Genomic DNA, 22,373 nt, shown 5'->3' on the forward strand with positions numbered 1-22,373 from the left:
GTCTAAGCGCGGTTATAGGTGCCCAAACGCAAGAAAGCCCTGGTGGGTATCCCCCACCAGGGCTTTCTTCAAAAGGAGTTCGGCGGCGTCCTACTCTCCCACAGGGTCCCCCCTGCAGTACCATCGGCGCTGAAAGGCTTAGCTTCCGGGTTCGGAATGTAACCGGGCGTTTCCCTAACGCTATGACCACCGAAACACTATGAAATTAACGTCATCCGGCACTTTGGATGTTCGTTATTTCAGAACTAACACAGTGGACGCGAGCAACTGAGGACAAGCCCTCGGCCTATTAGTACCAGTCAGCTCCAACCGTTACCGGTCTTCCACACCTGGCCTATCAACCCAGTCGTCTACTGGGAGCCTTACCCCATCAAGTGGGTGGGAGTCCTCATCTCGAAGCAGGCTTCCCGCTTAGATGCTTTCAGCGGTTATCCCTCCCGAACGTAGCCAACCAGCCATGCCCTTGGCAGGACAACTGGCACACCAGAGGTTCGTCCGTCCCGGTCCTCTCGTACTAGGGACAGCCCTTCTCAAGACTCCTACGCGCACAGCGGATAGGGACCGAACTGTCTCACGACGTTCTAAACCCAGCTCGCGTACCGCTTTAATGGGCGAACAGCCCAACCCTTGGGACCGACTCCAGCCCCAGGATGCGACGAGCCGACATCGAGGTGCCAAACCATCCCGTCGATATGGACTCTTGGGGAAGATCAGCCTGTTATCCCCGGGGTACCTTTTATCCGTTGAGCGACGGCGCTTCCACAAGCCACCGCCGGATCACTAGTCCCGACTTTCGTCCCTGCTCGACCCGTCGGTCTCACAGTCAAGCTCCCTTGTGCACTTACACTCAACACCTGATTGCCAACCAGGCTGAGGGAACCTTTGGGCGCCTCCGTTACCCTTTAGGAGGCAACCGCCCCAGTTAAACTACCCACCAGACACTGTCCCTGATCCGGATCACGGACCCAGGTTAGACATCCAGCACGACCAGAGTGGTATTTCAACGACGACTCCACACACACTGGCGTGCATGCTTCACAGTCTCCCACCTATCCTACACAAGCCGAACCGAACACCAATATCAAGCTATAGTAAAGGTCCCGGGGTCTTTCCGTCCTGCTGCGCGAAACGAGCATCTTTACTCGTAGTGCAATTTCACCGGGCCTATGGTTGAGACAGTCGAGAAGTCGTTACGCCATTCGTGCAGGTCGGAACTTACCCGACAAGGAATTTCGCTACCTTAGGATGGTTATAGTTACCACCGCCGTTTACTGGCGCTTAAGTTCTCAGCTTCGCCTGGACGAATCCAAGCTAACCGGTCCCCTTAACGTTCCAGCACCGGGCAGGCGTCAGTCCGTATACATCGCCTTACGGCTTCGCACGGACCTGTGTTTTTAGTAAACAGTCGCTTCTCGCTGGTCTCTGCGGCCACCCCCAGCTCAGAGCGCGAAGCTCATCACCAGAAATGGCCCCCCTTCTCCCGAAGTTACGGGGGCATTTTGCCGAGTTCCTTAACCATAGTTCACCCGAACGCCTCGGTATTCTCTACCTGACCACCTGAGTCGGTTTAGGGTACGGGCCGCCATGAAACTCGCTAGAGGCTTTTCTCGACAGCATAGGATCATCCACTTCACCACAATCGGCTCGGCATCAGGTCTCAGGCTTCATGCTGTCCGGATTTACCTGGACAACGCCCTACACCCTTACCCCGGGACTACCACCGCCCGGGCTGGACTACCTTCCTGCGTCACCCCATCGCTTACCTACTACAAGTCTGGTTCGTCGGCTCCACCACTCCCCTTTGTCCGAAGACTCCAGGGCGGCTTCACGGACTTAGCATCGCCTGATTCGATATTGGGCGTTTCAAAGCGGGTACCGGAATATCAACCGGTTGTCCATCGACTACGCCTGTCGGCCTCGCCTTAGGTCCCGACTTACCCTGGGCAGATCAGCTTGACCCAGGAACCCTTAGTCAATCGGCGCACACGTTTCCCACGTGTGTATCGCTACTCATGCCTGCATTCTCACTCGTGAACCGTCCACAACTCGTTTCCACGGCTGCTTCACCCGGCACACGACGCTCCCCTACCCATCACAGTCCCCGTTGGGGGTATGTACTGCAATGACACGACTTCGGCGGTACGCTTGAGCCCCGCTACATTGTCGGCGCGGAATCACTTGACCAGTGAGCTATTACGCACTCTTTCAAGGGTGGCTGCTTCTAAGCCAACCTCCTGGTTGTCTCTGCGACTCCACATCCTTTCCCACTTAGCGTACGCTTAGGGGCCTTAGTCGATGCTCTGGGCTGTTTCCCTCTCGACCATGGAGCTTATCCCCCACAGTCTCACTGCCGCGCTCTCACTTACCGGCATTCGGAGTTTGGCTAAGGTCAGTAACCCGGTAGGGCCCATCGCCTATCCAGTGCTCTACCTCCGGCAAGAAACACACGACGCTGCACCTAAATGCATTTCGGGGAGAACCAGCTATCACGGAGTTTGATTGGCCTTTCACCCCTAACCACAGGTCATCCCCCAGGTTTTCAACCCTGGTGGGTTCGGTCCTCCACGAAGTCTTACCTCCGCTTCAACCTGCCCATGGCTAGATCACTCCGCTTCGGGTCTTGGGCGCGCTACTCAATCGCCCTATTCGGACTCGCTTTCGCTACGGCTTCCCCACACGGGTTAACCTCGCAACACACCGCAAACTCGCAGGCTCATTCTTCAAAAGGCACGCAGTCACGACACAAGAGCAAGCCCTTGTGCGACGCTCCCACGGCTTGTAGGCACACGGTTTCAGGTACTATTTCACTCCGCTCCCGCGGTACTTTTCACCATTCCCTCACGGTACTATCCGCTATCGGTCACCAGGGAATATTTAGGCTTAGCGGGTGGTCCCGCCAGATTCACACGGGATTTCTCGGGCCCCGTGCTACTTGGGTGTCTCTCAAACGAGCCGCTAATGTTTCAGCTACGGGGGTCTTACCCTCTACGCCGGACCTTTCGCATGTCCTTCGCCTACATCAACGGTTTCTGACTCGTCTCATGGCCGGCAGACCATGAAAGAGAGATCCCACAACCCCGCATGCGCAACCCCTGCCGGGTATCACACACATACGGTTTGGCCTCATCCGGTTTCGCTCGCCACTACTCCCGGAATCACGGTTGTTTTCTCTTCCTGCGGGTACTGAGATGTTTCACTTCCCCGCGTTCCCTCCACACTGCCTATGTGTTCAGCAGCGGGTGACAGCCCATGACGACTGCCGGGTTTCCCCATTCGGACACCCCCGGATCAAAGCTCGGTTGACAGCTCCCCGGGGCCTATCGCGGCCTCCCACGTCCTTCATCGGTTCCTGGTGCCAAGGCATCCACCGTGCGCCCTTAAAAACTTGGCCACAGATGCTCGCGTCCACTGTGCAGTTCTCAAACAACGACCAGCCACCCGTCACACCCTGCCGAAGCAGACCTTTACCGGGGCCGGCGTATGAAGGTCGAGCAGCGCTCGTACCCTCAGACACCCAACAGCGTGCCCGACCCAGTCCCTGACTCTCTGTTTTCCACGCCGAAGCAGTACTAACAGGAAGACCCTGAACTGTGCCGAATAGTCAACGTTCCACCCATGAGCAACCGTGCGAGTCATTCGCTCGCAGTCGGCTATGTGCTCCTTAGAAAGGAGGTGATCCAGCCGCACCTTCCGGTACGGCTACCTTGTTACGACTTCGTCCCAATCGCCAGTCCCACCTTCGACGGCTCCCTCCACAAGGGTTGGGCCACCGGCTTCGGGTGTTACCGACTTTCGTGACGTGACGGGCGGTGTGTACAAGGCCCGGGAACGTATTCACCGCAGCAATGCTGATCTGCGATTACTAGCAACTCCAACTTCATGGGGTCGAGTTGCAGACCCCAATCCGAACTGAGACCGGCTTTTTGAGATTCGCTCCACCTCACGGCATCGCAGCTCATTGTACCGGCCATTGTAGCACGTGTGCAGCCCAAGACATAAGGGGCATGATGACTTGACGTCGTCCCCACCTTCCTCCGAGTTGACCCCGGCAGTCTCCTGTGAGTCCCCATCACCCCGAAGGGCATGCTGGCAACACAGGACAAGGGTTGCGCTCGTTGCGGGACTTAACCCAACATCTCACGACACGAGCTGACGACAGCCATGCACCACCTGTACACCGACCACAAGGGGGCGACCATCTCTGGCCGTTTCCGGTGTATGTCAAGCCTTGGTAAGGTTCTTCGCGTTGCGTCGAATTAAGCCACATGCTCCGCTGCTTGTGCGGGCCCCCGTCAATTCCTTTGAGTTTTAGCCTTGCGGCCGTACTCCCCAGGCGGGGAACTTAATGCGTTAGCTGCGGCACGGACGACGTGGAATGTCGCCCACACCTAGTTCCCAACGTTTACGGCGTGGACTACCAGGGTATCTAATCCTGTTCGCTCCCCACGCTTTCGCTCCTCAGCGTCAGTATCGGCCCAGAGATCCGCCTTCGCCACCGGTGTTCCTCCTGATATCTGCGCATTTCACCGCTACACCAGGAATTCCGATCTCCCCTACCGAACTCTAGCCTGCCCGTATCGAATGCAGACCCGGGGTTAAGCCCCGGGCTTTCACATCCGACGCGACAAGCCGCCTACGAGCTCTTTACGCCCAATAATTCCGGACAACGCTTGCGCCCTACGTATTACCGCGGCTGCTGGCACGTAGTTAGCCGGCGCTTCTTCTGCAGGTACCGTCACTTTCGCTTCTTCCCTGCTGAAAGAGGTTTACAACCCGAAGGCCGTCATCCCTCACGCGGCGTCGCTGCATCAGGCTTTCGCCCATTGTGCAATATTCCCCACTGCTGCCTCCCGTAGGAGTCTGGGCCGTGTCTCAGTCCCAGTGTGGCCGGTCGCCCTCTCAGGCCGGCTACCCGTCGTCGCCTTGGTAGGCCATCACCCCACCAACAAGCTGATAGGCCGCGGGCTCATCCTGCACCGCCGGAGCTTTCCACCACCAACCATGCGGTCAGTAGTCATATCCGGTATTAGACCCCGTTTCCAGGGCTTGTCCCAGAGTGCAGGGCAGATTGCCCACGTGTTACTCACCCGTTCGCCACTAATCCACCCCGAAGGGCTTCATCGTTCGACTTGCATGTGTTAAGCACGCCGCCAGCGTTCGTCCTGAGCCAGGATCAAACTCTCCGTGAATGTTTACCGGTAATCCGGTTCACACTCGCGTTGAGCGGAACAACCAGGCGGAATAAGCCCGGTCGTTCACAGCGTCCTCGCTGTGTGTTGCCTCCACTCAATCAAGAGCAGAGGACTTTTTAAAGGAACCTCATCCATCGAGATGGACGGGGTGTCAACATATCTGGCGTTGACTTTTGGCACGCTGTTGAGTTCTCAAGGAACGGACGCTTCCTTTGTACTCACCCTCTCGGGCTTTCCTCCGGGCTTCCCTTCGGTGTTTCCAACCTTACCAGATCCGTTTTCCGTTCCGTTCCCGGTTCGGATTTTCGTTTCCGGCCCCCTGTTGGAGCGGGGTTTCTCGCTTTCGGCCTTTCGGCCCCCGGCGTGATCACTACTTTAGCGGATTTTCCCCGGGGCGCCTAATCGGCACCCGATCCGAATTCCGGGCACGCCGAAATTCATCCCGTTCCAGGGTCAAGCCAAGTGGTGATCGCCGCCGATGCGGCAAGAGTGGCTGTCGTGGGACCGTACCGGCCCCGTGACAACTCGGAGAACACTACGGATCCGGCGGGGTCGTGTCAACCGGCTCCGGCCGCCCTCATTTCGAGCCTCATTCGAGCCTCATTCGAGGTCGGTGAGCCGCCCCCCGGCATCCGGCTGGGTGCGCTCCACCCGGCGCAGCAGCCGGGTCAGCATCTCGCCGAGCTGGGCGCGCTCGTCGGCGGAGAGGTCCTGGAGGAGCTCCTCCTCGAAGACCGTGGCCTTGCGCAGGCCCTCCAGCCACTTCGCCCGTCCGTCCTCCGTGATGCCGACGATCACTCGGACGCGGTTGTTCTCGTCCCTCTCCCTGGTGACCAGGCCCTCCGCGACCATGCGGTCGATGCGGTGGGTCATCGCGGCCGGGGTGAGGCCGAGGCGCTTGGCGAGGTCGCCGGGGCCCAGGCAGTAGGGGTCGCCGGCGAGGACGAGGGCCTTGAGGACCTCCCACTCGGCGTTGCCCATGCCGAGCTCCGCGGTCTGGCGCCCGTACGCGACGTTCATGCGGCGGTTGAGGCGGCTCAGAGCGGAGACGACGCGTTCCACCTGCGGATCCAGGCCCTGGTACTCGCGCTGGTAGACGGCGATCTGCTCTTCGAGGCTCGGCTCGGCGGGGCCGGGGGTGTCTGCCATGAGCGGCAGTATCGCAGAAATCGTTGGCGCTAAAGCCCTTCGGCATGTACTCTTTAGCTTCGAAGTTTAGGGTTGAAGTCTTCAAGCTTGAGGGGTGAGGAGTGACCACCGCGATGGGCGCGGCACTGCGCCGGATCCAGTTGGGCAACGCGTTGAGCGCGTTCGGCAACGGCTTCACGGTCCCGTATCTCTACGTCTATGTGGCGAAGGTGCGGGGCCTGGGAGCGGGGACAGCGGGTCTGACGCTGTTCACGCTGGCCGTGGCCGCTCTCGTCGTGCTGCCTTTCACCGGTCGGGCGATCGACCGGCGGGGTCCGTTGCCCGTGGCCATCGTGGGTACGGTCGCGGCGGCGATCGGTTCGCTGGGCCTGGGCCTGTCGAGCGTGACGCCGCTGGTCATCGCCTCCGCCGCCGCGCTCGGTGCGGGTATAGCGGTGATCCAGCCGTCGCTCGCGACCATGATCGTGTGGTGCTCGACGCCCCTGACCCGTTCGCGCTCCTTCGCCACCCAGTTCTTCCTCAACAACCTGGGTCTCGGTGTCGGTGGACTCATCGGCGGCCTGATGGTCGACGAGAACGCCGCGTCGAGCTTCATCCGGCTGTTCGGCATCGAGTCGGTGATGTTCCTGGTCCTGGGCGCGACCGTGGCGACCGTGAAGCTGCCGGAGTCTCCCCGCGTCGAGGACGCCGTGCCGACGGACAGCCGCCCCGAGGGCGCGTGGCGCACCCTGCTGCGTGACCGCTCCATGGTGTGGCTGTGCGTGCTGGGCTTCGTGATGTTCTTCGCCTGCTACGGACAGTTCGAGTCGGGGCTGGCGGCGTACGCCACGGAGGTCACCCACGTCTCCCCCGCCACGCTGGGTCTGGCGCTGTTCGCCAATACGGCCGCGATCGTCGTGACGCAGTTCGTCGTGCTGAAGCTGGTGGAGGGCCGCCGGCGCAGCCGGGTCATGGCGCTGGTCGGGCTGATCTGGACCGTGGCGTGGATGGCCGCGGCGCTGTCCGGTCTGGTGCACGGTGCGCAGGCGGTGGCCACGGGGCTGCTGATCTCCACGTACGTACTGTTCGGTGTCGGTGAGTCGATGCTGTCGCCGACCGTGGCGCCGCTGGTGGCCGACCTGGCTCCGGCGTCGCTGATCGGTCAGTACAACTCGGCCTTCGCCCTGGTGAAGCAGCTGGCGATGGCCTCCGGGCCGCTGCTGGGCGCCCTGCTGGTGGGGCTGGGGCTGTCCGGTGTCTATGTGACGCTGCTGATCATGTGCTCGCTCGGCATCACGGCGCTGGCCCTGCGGCTGGGGCGCCGGCTCACCGCGGCGCAGGACAATCCGCTCGTCGCTCGCGCGCAGCGGGCCCGGGCCGTCGCTCCCGCCGCGGAGGCCGGGGCCGACGAGAGGGTGCCCGTAGCCGCCTGACGTTCGTCGGACCAAAGGGTGGGCCTGGCCGGAAGCATTCGCTTCCGGCCAGGCCCACCCTTTATTCACGCGCCCGGTTATTCACACACCCGGCAGCGCGAACTCGCACCAGACGGCCTTGCCGCCGCCCGGGGTGCGGCGCGATCCCCAGGACGAGGCGATGGTGGCGATGATCGAGATGCCGCGGCCGGCCTCGTCCGCGGGCTCGGCGCGGCGGCGGCGCGGCAGGTGGTCGTCGCCGTCGGTGACCTCGATGATCAGGCGGCGGTCGGTGCGGCGCAGCCGGAGCCGCATGGGCGGTTCGCCGTGCTGGAGGGAGTTGGCCACGAGCTCGCTGGCGGCCAGGACGCCCAGGTCGCGCAGCTCGGTGGGGAAGCGCCAGCTGGCGAGGACGCCCGAGGCGAAGGCGCGGGCCCGGGGCGCGGCCTCGATACCGCCGAGGAGCTCGAGCGCGGCGTTGTGGAAGAGCTCGGCGTCGTGGCCGGTGCGGAAGGGGTGCTGGAGGACGAGCATGGCGACGTCGTCGTCGTGCTCCTGGGTGACGCCGAGGGCGCGGATGAGGCGGTCGCACATGACCTGGGGCGAGCCGGTCGCACCCGCGAACGCCCGCTCGAGGGCGGCGACGCCTTCGTCGATGTCCTCGTGGCGACGCTCGACGAGGCCGTCCGTATAGAGGACGGCGCTGGAGCCGGGGCCGAGGGGCATGCTGCCGGACGTGTGGAGCCAGCCGCCGGTGCCGAGCGGGGGGCCGGTGGGCTCGGCGGCGCGGTGGACGGTGCCGTCGGGGTCGCGGACGAGGATCGGCAGATGGCCGGCCGAGGCGTAGACGAGGCGGCCCTCGTTGGGGTCGTGGACGGCGTAGACGCAGGTGGCGATCTGGGTGGCGTCGATCTCGGCGGCGAGGCCGTCGAGGAGCTGGAGGACCTCGTGGGGCGGGAGGTCGAGGCGGGCGTAGGCCCGTACGGCGGTGCGGAGCTGGCCCATGACGGCGGCCGCGCGGACGCCCCGTCCCATGACGTCGCCGATGACGAGGGCGGTGCGGCCGGCGCCGAGGGTGATGACGTCGTACCAGTCGCCGCCGACGGCCGTGTCGCTGCCGCCGGGCTGGTAGGTGGCGGCGACGCGGAGGTCGTCGGGCTGCTCCAGCTCCTGCGGGAGGAGGCTGCGCTGGAGGGTGACGGCCGCCTCGCGCTGACGGCGTTCGCTGGCGCGCAGTCGTTCGGCGGCTTCCACCTGGTCGGTGACGTCGGCGGCGAAGACGAGGACGCCGCGCCGGCCGTCGCCGTGGCCGGCCGTTCCCTCACCGGTCGCGCCGTGGCCGCCGACGCCGGGGTCGCCGACATCGATGGGGGTGCAGGTGAAGGTGTAGTAGCCGTGGCGGCCGGAGGCGACGGGGACGCGGCGGGACTTGACCGTGCGGGGTTTGCGGCTGCGCAGTACCTGGTCCATCAGGGGGAGCAGACCGAGCTCGGTGAGCTCGGGGAGGGCGTCGCGGGCGGGGGCTCCGGGGGCGCGGGGGCCGAAGAGGGCGGCGTAGGCGTCGTTGACGTAGGCGATGCGGTGCTCGGGGCCGTAGACGACGGCGACGAGGGCCGGGACCGTGCCGAGGATGTCGTGGACGGAGAGCGCTTCGAGGCGGGGGACGGGCTCGGTGTCCGGCGCGGGGGCGGACCCGGCCCGGGCGGCGGGCACGGTGCCGGGGCCCGCGGGACCACCACCGTCGGGCGGCGTGGGCTGCGGGGGCGTGGCGGGCGTGCGGTCGGCGCGCGCCGCTGCTCGGCGCTGTGTTCCGGGGAGCCGGGCGCTCCAGCGGGTGAAGTTCACTGAGGATTACCTCGCGGAGTCGTTCCGGGTCAGCTCGGCGACGTGGGGTGCCTTGCGGGGTGGCGGTGCCGCGCGCCCGGCTCGGCGGCGCGGTCTGCGGTGCGGGGGCCGGCCCCCGGGGGAGTGCAGCAAACGTCCGGATCCTCATGATTGTTACTCTTCGCGGCTACCAGCCCACCCATGGTCACACGTCCAGTGTGGCCGACGGGTCCGACATTCGTCAGACGCCGCGTCCCAAAAGGGGGTTCCGGCTGAAGGACCGGGCCCGTCCCGGACGTCAGCTGGCCTCGGGGTGGCGTCCCGTGCCCGCCGCGAGCTCGAATTCGGCCCGGGGGTTCTCCAGTGAGCCGAGCGAGACGATCTCGCGTTTGAAGAGCCCGGCGAGCGCCCAGTCGGCGAGGACGCGTGCCTTGCGGTTGAGGGTGGGGACCCTGCTGAGGTGGTAGGCGCGGTGCATGAACCAGGCGGGGTAGCCCTTGAGCTTCCTGCCGTAGACGTGGGCTACGCCCTTGTGGAAGCCGAGGGAGGCGACGGAGCCGACGTATTCGTGGCGGTAGTCCTGGAGGTCGTGGCCGCGGAGGGAGGCGATGACGTTCCGGGCGAGGACCTTGGCCTGGCGCACGGCGTGCTGGGCGTTGGGGGCGCAGGTGACGTCGGCCTGCCCGGCGGTGAGGTCGGGGACGGCCGCGGCGTCCCCGGCGGCCCACGCGTGCGGGACGCCGTCCACGCGGAGGGCGGCGGTGCAGACGAGCCTGCCGCGCTCGTCGAGGGGCAGGTCGGTGGCGGCGAGGACGGGGTGGGGTTTGACGCCGGTGGTCCACACGAGCGTGCGGGTGGGGAAGCGCGAGCCGTCGCTGAGCACGGCGACGCGGTTCTCGCACGACTGGAGACGCGTGTCGAGGCGTACGTCGATGTTGCGGCCGCGCAGCTCCCGGATGGCGTACTGGCCCATCTCCGTGCCGACTTCGGGGAGGATGCGGTGGCTCGCCTCGACCAGGATGAACTTCAGGTCCTCGGGCTGGATGTTGTGGTAATAGCGGGTGGCGTAGCGGGCCATGTCCTCCAGCTCGGCGAGTGCCTCCACGCCCGCGTAGCCGCCGCCGACGAAGACGAAGGTGAGGGCGGCGTCGCGGACTTCGGGGTCGCGGGTGGAGGAGGCGATGTCGAGCTGTTCGAGGACGTGATTGCGCAGACCGGTGGCCTCCTCGACCGTCTTGAAGCCGATGCCGTGGTCGGCGAGGCCGGGGACGGGGAGGGTGCGGGAGATGGAGCCGGGCGCGAGGACCAGCTCGTCGTAGTGGAGGTCGACGGCGCCGGTGCCTTCTTCCTCGCTGGCGAGGGTCTTGACGGTGGCGGTGCGGTTCCTGTGGTCGATGGCGGTGACCTCACCGGTGAGGACCTGGCATTTGGCGAGGACCTGACGGAGTGGCACGACGACGTGGCGCGGCTGGATGGAGCCGGCGGCGGCCTCGGGCAGGAACGGCTGGTAGGTCATGTACGGCTCGGGGTCGATGACCAGGATGTCGGCCTCGCCGCGCTTGAGCTTCCGCTGGAGGTGCAGGGCGGCGTACATCCCGACGTAGCCGCCGCCGACGACGAGGATGCGGGTGGGGGCTTCGGGGGTTGGGACGTCGGGGGCCGGGGCGTCGCCCTCGGGTGCCTCGGTGGTGGGTGCCTCGGTGCTGGGTGCCTCGGTGCTGGGTGCCTCGGTGGTGGCTGGATCGGTTCCGGTCGGTGCGGGTTCCGCTCCCTCCCGCTCCTGCCGTCCCTCGTGCCTCTCACGCGCCGGTCCGCTCTCCAAGGCCCTCTTCCTCCTCGTGCTGCCGCGTCGTCCTGGCATCGTCCTCGCGTTGTGGCACAGCTCCTTCCCATGACGCATCGCCCTCAATGGTTTGTCCACAGCCACTTTGAAATGTATGACCGGTCCCGGAGCTGATCCGTCCGTGCGAGGAGGCCCGTCAACTAGGAAAAATTCGCAGGTCAGGGGGGATGCGAGGGGGCGGAGCGGTGGTGCAGAATCAAAGGGGATCAGGCCCGTACTCCAATCGGGGACGGCCTGTGCGGAACTACCCCCTTCTTTCTTGACCTGGGCTCAACTATGTTCGTACTCCGTCGGGGTGTCGAGACACGCCCCGGCAGTCAGGGCGGGGAGTCTCCGGGGGAGACGTCATAACCGGGGGAACGTATGACCATTCAGAGCTCTCATTGGTCTGCCGCTGTCGCGACGACGACCGACGGCACGAGTGGCCGTAATACGCCGTTGCGCGTGGACGCTCAGCGCAATCTGGAACATGTTCTGCGGGCGGCTCGCGAGGTCTTCGGCGAGCTGGGGTACGGGGCGCCGATGGAGGACGTGGCGCGCCGGGCCCGGGTGGGAGTGGGGACGGTCTACCGCCGGTTCCCCAGCAAGGACGTGCTGGTCCGGCGGATAGCCGAGGAGGAGACGGCACGGCTCACCGAGCAGGCGCGCACCGCGCTGGGGCAGGAGGACGAGCCGTGGTCGGCGCTGTCCCGGTTCCTGCGCACGTCGGTGGCGTCGGGCGCGGGGCGGCTGCTGCCTCCGCAGGTGCTGCGGGTCGGCGTCGACGTGGAGGCCGAGGAGCTCCGGGAGCGGGTCCCGGCGCGGGTGCCGCAGCAGCGGCAGCCCCTGGGCGCCGGAGGCCAGCTGCACGAGCTGCGGCTCGTCGAGCAGCGGCCGGCGGCGGTCCAGGAGCGGGACGACGCGGGTGCGGCGGCCCTGCTGGAGGTCGTGGGCCGGCTGGTCGAGCGTGCCCGCTCGGCGGGTGAGCTGCGCGCCGATGTGACCGTCGCGGATGTGCTGCTGGTGATAGCGACGGCCGCGCCGTCCCTGCCGGACGCGGCACAGCAGGCGGCGGCCTCGTCGCGGCTGCTGGACATCCTGCTGGAGGGCCTGCGGTCCCGTCCCGCGCGCTAGCCCGGCGGCGGAAGCCGTGAGGTGACGGTTGCCGGCGGCCGCGACGCGGGTCGCGGGCGCCGACAACCGCCCTCTTCTTCACTCTCTTCTTCACCGGTTTCCATCGGCTTCTATCGGTTCTCGTGACCATCGGTATTCCGGCCCGGCCAGGGCCCGGACGGGTGGTTGCCGCTGGTGAAGTGATCCTGCCGCGTTCCCGTATGCCAGGCTGCTCGGAGTTCGAGTGTGCCGGCGTGTACGGGGAGCCTGCGCTATGAGTGTTGACGGGCGGGAAGAGCCTCGCGGAAGCGACGAGGCCGGCGATCCTTCGCCGCCGCACAAGGTGCCCGGTCAGGGCGGGCCGTCCACGGCCTCCCCCGACCCGGGCCCCGACTCCCTCTCCGGTGCCCTGGACCTGTGGTTCGGGCCCGTCGGGTCGGGAGTACCGGCGCCAAGGGACAGCAGCCGGGCGGACGCCGATCCGGGGGTGACAGACCGGGGCGCTTCCGGCATTCCCGCTCATACCGATGCCGTCGGTTGTACCGGGGACGGTGCGCCGGTCGATGATGCGGGGGTGCGGGAAGACCAGGAAGCCACGGATGTGCCACCGTCCGACCTCGAGCTGGTCGCACAGCTGCGCGGCGGGGAGGGCACCGGAGCGTACGAGGAGCTGTACCGGCGTCATGCCGGCGCGGTCCGCCGGTACGCCCTCAGCTGCTGCCGCGACGACCACACCGCCGAGGACCTGACCAATGAGGTCTTCGCCGCCACGCTTCAGGCGGTCCGGGGCGGCGCCGGGCCGGACACGGCGGTGCGTGCGTATCTGCTGACCACCGTGCGGCGGGTCGCGGCTGCCTGGGGACGGACGACCAGGCGGGAGCATCTCGTCGAGGACTTCGCGGTCTTCGCGACCTCGTCGGCGGCCGCGTCGGTCGCAGCCGAGGACGACACGCTGGGGCTCGGCGCGGATGTGCGGGCCATGCAGGAGGCCGAGGAGTCCCTGGCCGTGCGGGCGTTCCGCAGCCTGCCCGAGCGGTGGCAGACGGTGCTCTGGCACACCACCGTGGAGGAGGAGTCGCCCAGCGAGGTGGCACCGCTCCTCGGGCTGACCGCCAACGCCACGGCGGTGCTGGCCCACCGGGCGCGCGAGGGGCTGCGGCAGGCGTACCTCCAGGCGCATGTGAGTAAGTCGCTGACGACCGGTGGCGAATGCGCGCGCTACGCGGACCGGCTCGGCGCGTACGCGCGCGGAAGTCTGCGGGCCCGGGCCGAGCGGGGGATGCGCAGGCATCTGGACGGGTGTGCGCGCTGTCGTATGGCGGCGCGGGAGGTCGCGGACGTCAACTCGCGGCTGCGCGGGCTGCTGCCGGTCGCGGTCATCGGTTGGTTCGCCGCCGACTGGTCGCTCAAGGCGGCGTCCGGCCTCGCCGCGGGAGCGGCCGGCGCGGCGGGAGCCGCGGCCGTGAGCGCGGGTGCGGGTGCCGGCGCGGATGTGGGCGCGGGGACGGGTGCCGGTGCGGGGGCTGGTTCCGGCGCCGGGTCGGCGGGAAGCGGAGGTGCGGGCGGCTCGGGCGCTGCGGGGAGCGGGTCCGGGTCGGGCGGGGCGGCCGGGTCCGGTACGGCGGGCTCCGGCGCGTCGGGATCGGGGACGGCCGGATCGGGGGCCTCGGGATCGGGTACGGCCGGGTCCGGCGCGGCGGGGTCTGGTGCGTCCGGGTCCGGCGTGTCCGGGGCCGGGGTCGCGGCGCAGGGGCTCGGCCTGGCGGCGAAGGTCGCGCTCGTCGCGGGGACCGTGGCCACCGTCGGGGCGGTCATCGCGTACACCCTGGCGGCCGGGACGTCCGCGCCGCCGGAGAAGCCGCTGGCCAAGGACACCGTCGCACCCGCACTGCCGACGCCGCGTGCGCCGAAGGCCACGCCCAGGCTGAACGCCTCGGAGGGCCCGACGGCACCGCCCGCGCTGGTGGCGAAGCCCGTGGCGGGTTCTTCGAGCGCGCACGCGAGCACGGGCGCGTCGGCCGGGGCCTCGCCCTCGTCGCCCGGCCCGTCCGCGTCGCGCACCCCTACGGCCTCCGCGTCGTCGGCGGCCTCCGCCACGGCCGGGTCGGGGTCCGAGCCCCGGCCCACCGCTCACGCCCCCACGGCCCACCCGTCCTCCCCCACCTCGAATACGTCAAGCACGTCGAACACCTCTGACACCTCGAGCCCCAAGCCGAGGCCCACGCACAAGCCCGACCCCACGCCCGACCCCGAGCCGAAGCCCACGCACAAGCCGCGGCCCCCGGCGGTCTTCCCGCTCAACCGGCTGGAGTACAGCGGGTTCGGCGACGGTTCGCAGCCCGAGGTGCGGTTCGGCGCGAGCAGTTGGCTGTGGCAGCGGTACGGCGGCGTCCGCATCGGCGGCACGTCGTACCGCCACGGGGTGACCGTCCACGCCGCGTCGTCGGTGACGATCGACCTCAACCGGTCCTGCACGTCCTACGACGCCATGGCGGGTCTGGACGACATGTCGTTCGGTCTGGGCACGGTCGCGTTTTCCGTCTACGCGGACGGCGCCCGGCTGTGGAGTTCGGGCCCGGTGCGCGCCGGGCAGGCGGCGGTGCCCGTCCATGTGCCGCTGGCGGGGCGCAAGTCGCTGCGCCTGGTCGTACAGCCGGTGTCCGCGTGGGACCGGGTGGCGGTGCCGGACTGGGCGCTGGCCCGGATCAGCTGCGGCTAGGCCCCCTTAGGCCCTCTCCCAACGGGACCCGGCCTCTCCGGTCGGACCCGTCCTCTCCGGTCGGGTCCCGTCCTCACAAGCTGGGCCGGGGCGGCACGCCGCCCGCCACGGCGCGGCGGCTCGGGGCCGCCGGGCCCGTCCAGCAGGTGCCGCGCCGGGCGAGGAGGCGGCGTAACCAGACCTCCGCCGAGACGAGTTCGGCGAGCCCGTCCAGGGCGAGCGGCGCGCCGTTCGCCGCCGCGCGCAGGGCGCCCCGTACGACGCCGGCGTCGACGAGGCCCGCGTCGGCGAGGAGCGGGGTGGCGAAGAGGTCCTGGAGCGGGCCCAGGGAGGCCCCGATGCCGGCGCGTCCGGCTGCCGCGTGGGCGGCGTGGGAGGGTGCGCCCCAGCCGGGCGGCAGTTCGCGGATGCCCGCGCCGGCCAGGACAGAGCGCAGCACGGAGGCGCGCGCCCCGGGCTGCACCCGGAGCGCCTCGGGGAGGGCGCGGCAGGCTCGTACGACCTGGTTGTCGAGGAAGGGGGCGTGGAGGCGCTGGCCGCGCACCTCCGCCGCCTGCTCCAGGACGCGGTGGTCCGCGGCGTGCCGGCTGAGCGCTGCGGCGGCGCGGCGTTCGCCGGGGCGCTGTGCCAGCCCGTTGGTGCGGACCGCCGCGCTCTGGAGACGAACCGATACTTCCGCGAGCGCCTCGCCGGTCAGCCACCGGGCGGCGGGCCCGGGCCGGCACCAGGCGAGGGCGGCCAGTGACGCGTCCACGGGGCCGCCCGTCGCGGGGGCGCCCGGGAGGGGGCCGTACGCCCCCGGGGTCAGCAATTCCGCCGCCGCTGCCTCAAGGCCCTCGCGGTAGGACGTGCGGGCGAGCCGCCGCGCCGCCCGGTAGACGGTGAAGGGGACGAACAGCGAGTGCGCCGAGGGGTCGTCGGCGCGGGCCAGCGCCGAGACGGGCTTCAGGAGGTGGCGTCTTCTGCGGTCCATCAACAGGTCGGCCAGCCGGGCCGGGTGGGCGTCGAGGACCTGCCGGGCGCCGTGCCCGACGAGGTGGTCGGCGCCGCCCGCGGCCAGTCTCCTGCGGTGCCGGGCGGCGGAGGCGATGGCGGGGCCGGGTTCGTCGGTCAGCGGGCCGTCGTACAGCTCGGCGTACGGCAGCGCTTCCGTTCCGGCGGCGACGATGACGTGGCGGAGGCGGGGGTTGGCGGCGATCGCGCGGGCTCGTTCGAGTTCGGATTCGCGGGTGCGGCCGCCGTCCGAGGCGAGGTCGTTGAAGGTGACGGCGAGCAGCCGCTCGCCCGTTCCGTTGCCGAAGCCGAGGGGGGTGCCGGGCAGGCCCGGCAGCCCGGCCGCCAGCAGCGCCAGGGTGCCGGAGGCGCTGCCCCCGGAGAGGTCGGCGCCGACGCCGGGGGCCGGTCCGCGGCGGTAGGCGGTGCGCCGGTGGGCGGGGCCCGCGCCGGGCGCGGTCCCCCCGTCGGGGGCGCGCCCGTGGCCGTACGCGCCGCCGTCCGGCACGTGTCCATCACCCGGCAGGTGCCCGTCGCCCGGCACGTGGCCACCGTCCGGCACGTGGCCGTCGCCGTACTCCACGGCGTGGCGCGGGGCGGCGAGCCGGGTCCGTACCGCTTCGACGATCGCCTCGCGGACGCCCTCCACGGCCTGGCGGGCGTCGAGTTGGGGCGCGGCGACGGCGAGGGAGGAGGTGGGTTCGTATCCGGTGATGTCCCGCGCGCCGTCGCGCAGCACCAGCGCGTGGCCGGGCGGGACGCGCCGGACGCCGGTGTAAGGCGTGCCGTCGGCGAGTGCCTCCGGGGAGTCGGGGCAGGCGAGGAGCGCGGCGAGGTAGCCGATGTCGAGTTCGGCCTCGACGAGGTCGGCGAGCGGGAGGGCCGCGGTGGCGTAGGCGGTGCCGCCGGACCAGGCGGCGTGGAAGACGGGCCGGGCGCCTGCGAGGTCCCCGGCGACGGTGAGGCGGCGGCCGACACGGGCGACGGCGGTGTAGCTGCCGGGCCAGGCGGTCAGGTGGCGGAGCGCGCCGCCGCGCGCGGCGAGGAGGCCGGAGCGCAGGGCTTCGTCGCTCGCGCCGCAGCGGCCGAGGACGGCGAGCCGGGTGTCGGCGTCGGCGTGGACGACGCGGACCTCGTCGGGGCGCCAGTCGCCGACGGCCCACAGGGGTGCCGGTTCGCCCCACAGGAGGCGGGCGCCCACGGGCTCGACCGGTGGGCCGGGCGACGCGGGCCGGTCGGACCGGTCGGGTGCGTCAGGCCGGGCCTCCGTGCCGCTTCCGGCGGCGCCGCGGCTCCATCCCACCAACCAGCGCATCGCCGCCTCCACAGGCTGTGGACAACCAACAGGTCGCACACCGCGTAGCAGTCATCGAGTAGCAGTCATCATGCACAGCGGGCGACGGTTGCGACATCCATGGGGCGCCCGTTGGGCGACGCGTTCCGTGCGACGCCGGCTGTCAACTCACCTGACAACGGACGGAAATGGCGTTTCGTCACGGTTCGCCCGGCGGTCCGGCCGACGGTTCACCGGAGGCGTCATCGGCGAACCCCCTGTCTTCGGCCGCGCGGCGCACCCGGATCCGGCCAAATTCGGGGCGCGCCGGTTCGCGGTCCGCTCAGCGGGGACCGGAAAGGAGACGGACACGGCGCGAGCGCGGCAGGAAAGGACCGGCCGCGTGCGCGCGTACGGTCCGGGAGGCGCGAGCCGCCTCCCGGACCGTGCCGCCGCCCGCGGGGAATGAGGCGACGGCCTCCCCCAGCCCACTGGTTCCAGCGCAGCGGGCCAACCCACGCCCCTCCATGGAACCGCCGCCCCTGCGGGCGCGGACAGAGCGCACGGCGGGCGCACGGCCACACACAACCGGAGCACGTGCCCCTCGATGCACGCACATACGGGCCAGAATCTCGCCATCCGGGACATCACCTCTTAACGGTCGGGATGCGGCGAACTACGCTGGGTTTACGAATGCCCCGAGCCTATGCCGGGGCGGGCGCCGTTCGTCGAGGGGTGCGCATGTCCAGGGAGCCACGCGGGCCGAATGAGAAGCTGGGCACTGTCCTCGCCCTCGCCGGCATCAGCAACGCCGGTCTCGCGCGCAGGGTCAACGACCTCGGCGCGCAACGGGGTTTGACACTTCGCTACGACAAGACGTCCGTCGCCCGGTGGGTCTCCAAGGGCATGGTCCCGCAGGGCGCGGCGCCGCATCTGATCGCGGCGGCCATAGCGGCCAAGCTCGGCCGGCCGGTGCCGCTGCACGAGATCGGGCTCGCGGACGCCGATCCGGCGCCGGAGGTGGGGCTCTCCTTTCCGCGCGATGTCGGCCAGGCGGTGCGGTCGGCGACGGAGCTCTACCGGCTGGATGTCGCCGGTCGGCGCGGGGGCGGGGGGATATGGCAGAGCCTGGCCGGATCCTTCTCCGTCAGCGCGTATTCGACGCCGGCCTCGCGCTGGCTCATAACTCCCGCCGACAGTTCGGTGGCGCGCGAGCCGCAGCAGGCGGCCCGGGAGGCGGCCACCGCGGCGGCCTCGGGAGGCGGCGCGGACTGCGGTTTACCGCAGCGTGTCGGCCATACCGATGTGTCGAAGCTGCGGGAGGCCGCCGACGACGCCCGCCGCTGGGACTCCAAGTACGGTGGCGGCGACTGGCGTTCGTCGATGGTCCCCGAGTGCCTGCGCGTCGACGCGGCACCGCTGCTGCTGGGTTCGTACAGCGACGAGGTGGGGCGCGCGCTCTTCGGCGCGACGGCCGAACTGACCAGGCTGGCGGGCTGGATGGCCTTCGACACGGGCCAGCAGGAGGCCGCCCAGCGCTACTACATCCAGGCGCTGCGGCTGGCCCGGGCGGCGGCGGACGTCCCGCTCGGCGGGTACGTCCTGGCGTCGATGAGCCTGCAGGCCACGTACCGGGGCTTCGCGGACGAGGGCGTGGACCTCGCCCAGGCCGCCCTGGAGCGCAACCGCGGCCTGGCCACCGCCCGCGCGATGAGCTTCTTCCGCCTCGTCGAGGCGCGCGCCCAGGCGAAGGCGGGGGACGGTCCCGCGTGCGGTACGGCGCTGAAGGCCGCCGAAGGCTGGCTGGAGCGGGCGCGTCCGGGCGACCCGGACCCGTCCTGGCTGGACTTCTACACCCAGGAGCGGTTCGCCGCCGACGCCGCCGAGTGCTATCGCGACCTGCGGGTGCCACGGCAGGTACAGCGCTTCACGGAGCAGGCCCTGGCCCGGCCGACGGAGGAGTTCGTACGCTCGCACGGCCTGCGCCTGGTGGTGTCGGCGGTCGCCGAGCTGGAGTCGGGCAATCTGGACGCGGCGTGCGCGGCGGGCGCGCGGGCACTGGAGGTCGCGGGCCGGATCTCCTCGGCCCGTACGACGGAGTACGTACGCGATCTGCTCCACCGCCTGGAGCCGTACGGGAACGAGCCCAGGGTGGTGGAGCTGAGGGAGCGGGCGAGGCCGTTGCTGGTGGCGCACGGGTGAGGTGAGCTCTCGGGGCCGGGGCCGGGCCCCTCCCCCGCCCCTCCCGCGCGGACGAAAGCGCACGTGGGGCCATGTGGCAACCCATTGTCAGTAGCACCCGTCATCATGGTGACGTGGGTGGCGAAGCACTGAAGGTGCGCGGTGACGGCGGTTACGACAGTGACGTGCTGATCGTCGGGGGCGGGATCGTGGGGCTCTCGACGGCGTACGCGATCACACGCGCCGCCCCCGGCACCCGCGTCGTCGTGCTGGAGAAGGAGCACGCTCCCGCCGTCCACCAGACCGGGCGGAACAGCGGGGTGATCCACAGCGGGATCTACTACCGCCCCGGTTCATACAAGGCCCGCTTCGCCGTACAGGGAGCGGCGGAGATGGTGCGGTTCTGCGCCGAGCAGGGCCTGCCCCACGAGGTGACGGGCAAGCTGATCGTGGCGACGGACCGCTCCGAGCTGCCCCGGCTCCACGCCCTGGTCCAGCGCGGCCGGGAGAACGGCATCCCCGTGCGGGAGCTGGGCCCCGCGCAGATAGCGGAGTACGAGCCGGCGGTGCGCGGCATCGCCGCGATCCACGTCGGTACGACGGGGGTGTGCGACTTCGGCGCGGTGGCCCGCCGCCTGGCCCGGCTCGCGGAGGACGCCGGCGCCTCCGTGCGCTACGGGTCGGAGGTACGGGTCGTCGGACGGCGCGGCTCGGCCGTCGCGGTGCGCACGGCGCGCGGCGAGGTGCTGCGCGCCCGGGCACTGGTCAACTGCGCCGGGCTGTACAGCGACCGGGTGGCCCGGCTGGCGGGCGACGACCCGGGCATGCGGATCGTCCCGTTCCGGGGGGAGTACTTCGAGCTGGCCCCGGAGCGCACGGACCTGGTGCGCGGCCTGGTCTACCCGGTGCCGGACCCGGCGTTCCCCTTCCTGGGCGTCCATCTCACCCGGGGCATCGACGGCCGGGTCCACCTCGGTCCGAACGCGGTGCCCGCGACGGCCCGCGAGGGCTACAACCGGTGGACGGTACGACCGGGCGAGCTCGCCGGGACGGTGGGCTACCCGGGCACGTGGCGGATAGCCCGGCGCCACTGGCGGTACGGCGCGGGCGAGATACGCCGCTCCCTGTCCCGGCGCGCCTTCGCGGAGGCGGTACGGCGGCTGCTGCCGGGGATCACCGTCGACGACCTCATACCGGCGCCCCCCGGCGTACGGGCGCAGGCGGTGCTGCGGGACGGCACGCTGGTGGACGACTTCCTCTTCGCGGAGTCGCCCCGCATGGTGCACGTCCTCAACGCGCCCTCCCCGGCGGCGACGGCCTCCCTGCCGATCGGCCGGGAGGTGGCGCGGCGGGTGCTGGCGCATCTGGGCGGGGCGGCGACTGAATCCAGCCTGTCCGGCGTCTGAGGACCGGGGGCCCGGGGGCGGAGCCCGAGTCCAGCCCGTCCGGCGCTTGAGGACCGGGGGTCCGGGGGCGGAGCCCTCGGGAAACGGTGAAAGGGCGGGACTGGGGCACCCCTCCCCGCCGCGACGGCGATCGGCCACGACGCCGGAGCCCGGCGGTGCCGAACGGGCGACACCCCGCACGGCGACACCCCGCACGGCGGCACCCCACACGGCGACTCAGCGACCGGCGCGCTCGTAAACCCGCACGTAGTCGACCAGCATCCGCGCGGGAAACGGCGTCGACCGGTCGGGCGGCCCAGGCCAGTCGCCGCCAACGGCGAGGTTGAGCAGCAGATAGTGCGGGTGGTCGAACACCCACTTCTGCCCGTGCTTGAGCTGCCCGGCGCAGGCGGCCCCGTACGGCTTGCCGTCGAGGTACCAGGTGAGCTTCCCGGGCGCCCAGTCGACGCGGTACGTGTGGAAGCCGTCGGCGAGGCTGCGCCCCCGGGCCAGGGTGGTGTGGTTCTCGATGCCCTGGGCCACGTACCCGGGGCCGTGGATGGTGCCGTGGACGGTGCCGGGCTGCCGTCCGAGGGCCTCCATGACGTCGATCTCGCCATTGCCCGGCCAGGCGACCTTGTCGACATTGGCGCCGAGCATCCAGAAGGCGGGCCAGAGCCCCTGCCCCTTGGGGATCTTGATGCGGGCCTCGAAGCGGCCGTAGGCGCGGGCGAACCTTCCCTTCGTCGTCAGCCGTGCCGAGGTGATGTCGCAGGGCCCGAAGCCGCATTTCTTCCCGCGCACCTCGTGCACCCGCTCATGGCGGGCGGTGAGGGCGAGGTTGCCGTGGCCGTCGAGGGAGACGTTGCCGGGCCGGTCCGTGTAGTACTGCCACTCGTGGTTGCCCCACTGGGGCTCGCCACCCCGGTCGAAGGACCACTTGGCCTGGTCGGGGCGGTGGCGGGCGGGCCCGCGGAACTCGTCGGACCAGACGAGGCGCCACGCGTCGGCTTTGGCCTTGGGGCTGCCGGCCTTCGGCCCGCCGGGCTTGTGATCGGCGGCCGCAGGGCGGGCGTGGGCAGCGGCGACGACGTGGCGGAGGCCGGCGATGCGGTCACGGGCCGCGTCACGGGCAACGTCACAGCCGCCGATCAGCACCGCGGCGGCGGCCAGCATCGCCACGGCCCCGGGAAACCGGCGGGTGAGGGGGCGCAGTCGAGGTCGCGGTCGCAGTCGCAGTCGCAGTCGCATGAGTGGTCTCCGTCTCACGCATCGTGGCGGCATCGTGGCGGGCCGGGCGAGGAAGATCGTATGAGTGGGAGGCCCTGCTC

General features: G+C 69.7%; 10 protein-coding genes and 3 rRNA genes. 5 read left to right on the plus strand and 8 right to left on the minus strand.

The genetic code is table 11. The features are described 5' to 3' along the window. Positions 1-77: 77 nt before the first annotated feature. From rrf to EKH77_RS14780, 4 genes are all read right to left on the minus strand, one after another. Positions 78-194 (minus strand): 5S ribosomal RNA (gene rrf / locus EKH77_RS14760). A gap of 75 nt (positions 195-269) precedes the next feature. Further along, positions 270-3,391, minus strand: a 23S ribosomal RNA gene (locus EKH77_RS14765). Positions 3,392-3,665: 274 nt separating this feature from the next. Next, a 16S ribosomal RNA gene (locus tag EKH77_RS14770) occupies positions 3,666-5,189 on the minus strand. Together the 16S, 23S and 5S rRNA genes form the textbook arrangement of a ribosomal RNA operon. Before the next feature lie 603 nt (positions 5,190-5,792). Next, the gene (locus EKH77_RS14780; RefSeq protein WP_126914842.1) at positions 5,793-6,341 is read right to left on the minus strand and encodes a MarR family winged helix-turn-helix transcriptional regulator; all 549 of its coding nucleotides are present in this window, start codon (positions 6,339-6,341) and stop codon (positions 5,793-5,795) included. A 101-nt stretch (positions 6,342-6,442) separates the two neighbouring features. On the opposite strand from EKH77_RS14780, the gene EKH77_RS14785 reads away from it, so the two are divergent. Continuing rightward, the gene (locus tag EKH77_RS14785) at positions 6,443-7,753 is read left to right on the plus strand and encodes an MFS transporter (RefSeq protein ID WP_126914843.1); all 1,311 of its coding nucleotides are present in this window, start codon (positions 6,443-6,445) and stop codon (positions 7,751-7,753) included. 81 nt (positions 7,754-7,834) lie between these two features. Here the strand turns inward: EKH77_RS14785 and EKH77_RS14790 are convergent, their stop codons facing one another. Together EKH77_RS14790 and EKH77_RS14795 are read right to left on the minus strand one after the other, a co-directional pair. Further along, on the minus strand, positions 7,835-9,577 hold the full coding sequence (locus EKH77_RS14790; RefSeq protein WP_126914844.1) for an ATP-binding SpoIIE family protein phosphatase: 1,743 nt from the start codon (positions 9,575-9,577) through the stop codon (positions 7,835-7,837). 277 nt (positions 9,578-9,854) lie between these two features. Then, complete coding sequence (locus EKH77_RS14795; RefSeq protein WP_126918071.1) at positions 9,855-11,150, minus strand: NAD(P)/FAD-dependent oxidoreductase; 1,296 nt, start codon at positions 11,148-11,150, stop codon at positions 9,855-9,857. Between the two features lie 612 nt (positions 11,151-11,762). Here EKH77_RS14795 and EKH77_RS14800 point away from each other — a divergent pair. After that, positions 11,763-12,512 (plus strand): TetR/AcrR family transcriptional regulator, encoded by a 750-nt coding sequence (locus tag EKH77_RS14800; protein ID WP_126914845.1) that lies wholly within the window; start codon positions 11,763-11,765, stop codon positions 12,510-12,512. A 580-nt stretch (positions 12,513-13,092) separates the two neighbouring features. Further along, a complete protein-coding gene (locus tag EKH77_RS14805; RefSeq protein ID WP_430980991.1) occupies positions 13,093-15,210 on the plus strand; it encodes a sigma-70 family RNA polymerase sigma factor in 2,118 nt (705 codons plus the stop codon). 73 nt (positions 15,211-15,283) lie between these two features. Here EKH77_RS14805 and EKH77_RS14810 read toward each other — a convergent pair whose 3' ends face one another. Then, a complete protein-coding gene (locus EKH77_RS14810; protein ID WP_126914847.1) occupies positions 15,284-17,518 on the minus strand; it encodes an asparagine synthase-related protein in 2,235 nt (744 codons plus the stop codon). Between the two features lie 699 nt (positions 17,519-18,217). Here EKH77_RS14810 and EKH77_RS14815 point away from each other — a divergent pair. Together EKH77_RS14815 and lhgO are read left to right on the plus strand one after the other, a co-directional pair. Further along, entirely contained in the window at positions 18,218-19,678 is a 1,461-nt protein-coding gene (locus EKH77_RS14815) for an MFS transporter (RefSeq protein WP_126914848.1), read from the plus strand. Between the two features lie 71 nt (positions 19,679-19,749). Beyond that, on the plus strand, positions 19,750-21,063 hold the full coding sequence (lhgO, locus tag EKH77_RS14820) for an L-2-hydroxyglutarate oxidase (protein ID WP_126914849.1): 1,314 nt from the start codon (positions 19,750-19,752) through the stop codon (positions 21,061-21,063). A 216-nt stretch (positions 21,064-21,279) separates the two neighbouring features. Here lhgO and EKH77_RS14825 read toward each other — a convergent pair whose 3' ends face one another. Further along, the gene (locus EKH77_RS14825; protein WP_126914850.1) at positions 21,280-22,293 is read right to left on the minus strand and encodes a glycoside hydrolase family 16 protein; all 1,014 of its coding nucleotides are present in this window, start codon (positions 22,291-22,293) and stop codon (positions 21,280-21,282) included. Positions 22,294-22,373 lie beyond the last annotated feature (80 nt).

The organism is Streptomyces luteoverticillatus, assembly GCF_003970715.1.
Classification (GTDB): domain Bacteria; phylum Actinomycetota; class Actinomycetes; order Streptomycetales; family Streptomycetaceae; genus Streptomyces; species Streptomyces abikoensis.

Excerpts from the sequence above, each read along its gene's own strand:
- EKH77_RS14795 (WP_126918071.1), bottom strand. The coding sequence starts at position 11,150 with ATGTACGCCGCCCTGCACCTCCAGCGGAAGCTCAAGCGCGGCGAGGCC.
- EKH77_RS14825 (WP_126914850.1), bottom strand. The coding sequence starts at position 22,293 with ATGCGACTGCGACTGCGACTGCGACCGCGACCTCGACTGCGCCCCCTC.
- EKH77_RS14810 (WP_126914847.1), bottom strand. The coding sequence starts at position 17,518 with ATGCGCTGGTTGGTGGGATGGAGCCGCGGCGCCGCCGGAAGCGGCACG.
- EKH77_RS14800 (WP_126914845.1), top strand. The coding sequence starts at position 11,763 with ATGACCATTCAGAGCTCTCATTGGTCTGCCGCTGTCGCGACGACGACC.
- EKH77_RS14815 (WP_126914848.1), top strand. The coding sequence starts at position 18,218 with ATGTCCAGGGAGCCACGCGGGCCGAATGAGAAGCTGGGCACTGTCCTC.
- lhgO (WP_126914849.1), top strand. The coding sequence starts at position 19,750 with ATGTGGCAACCCATTGTCAGTAGCACCCGTCATCATGGTGACGTGGGT.
- EKH77_RS14780 (WP_126914842.1), bottom strand. The coding sequence starts at position 6,341 with ATGGCAGACACCCCCGGCCCCGCCGAGCCGAGCCTCGAAGAGCAGATC.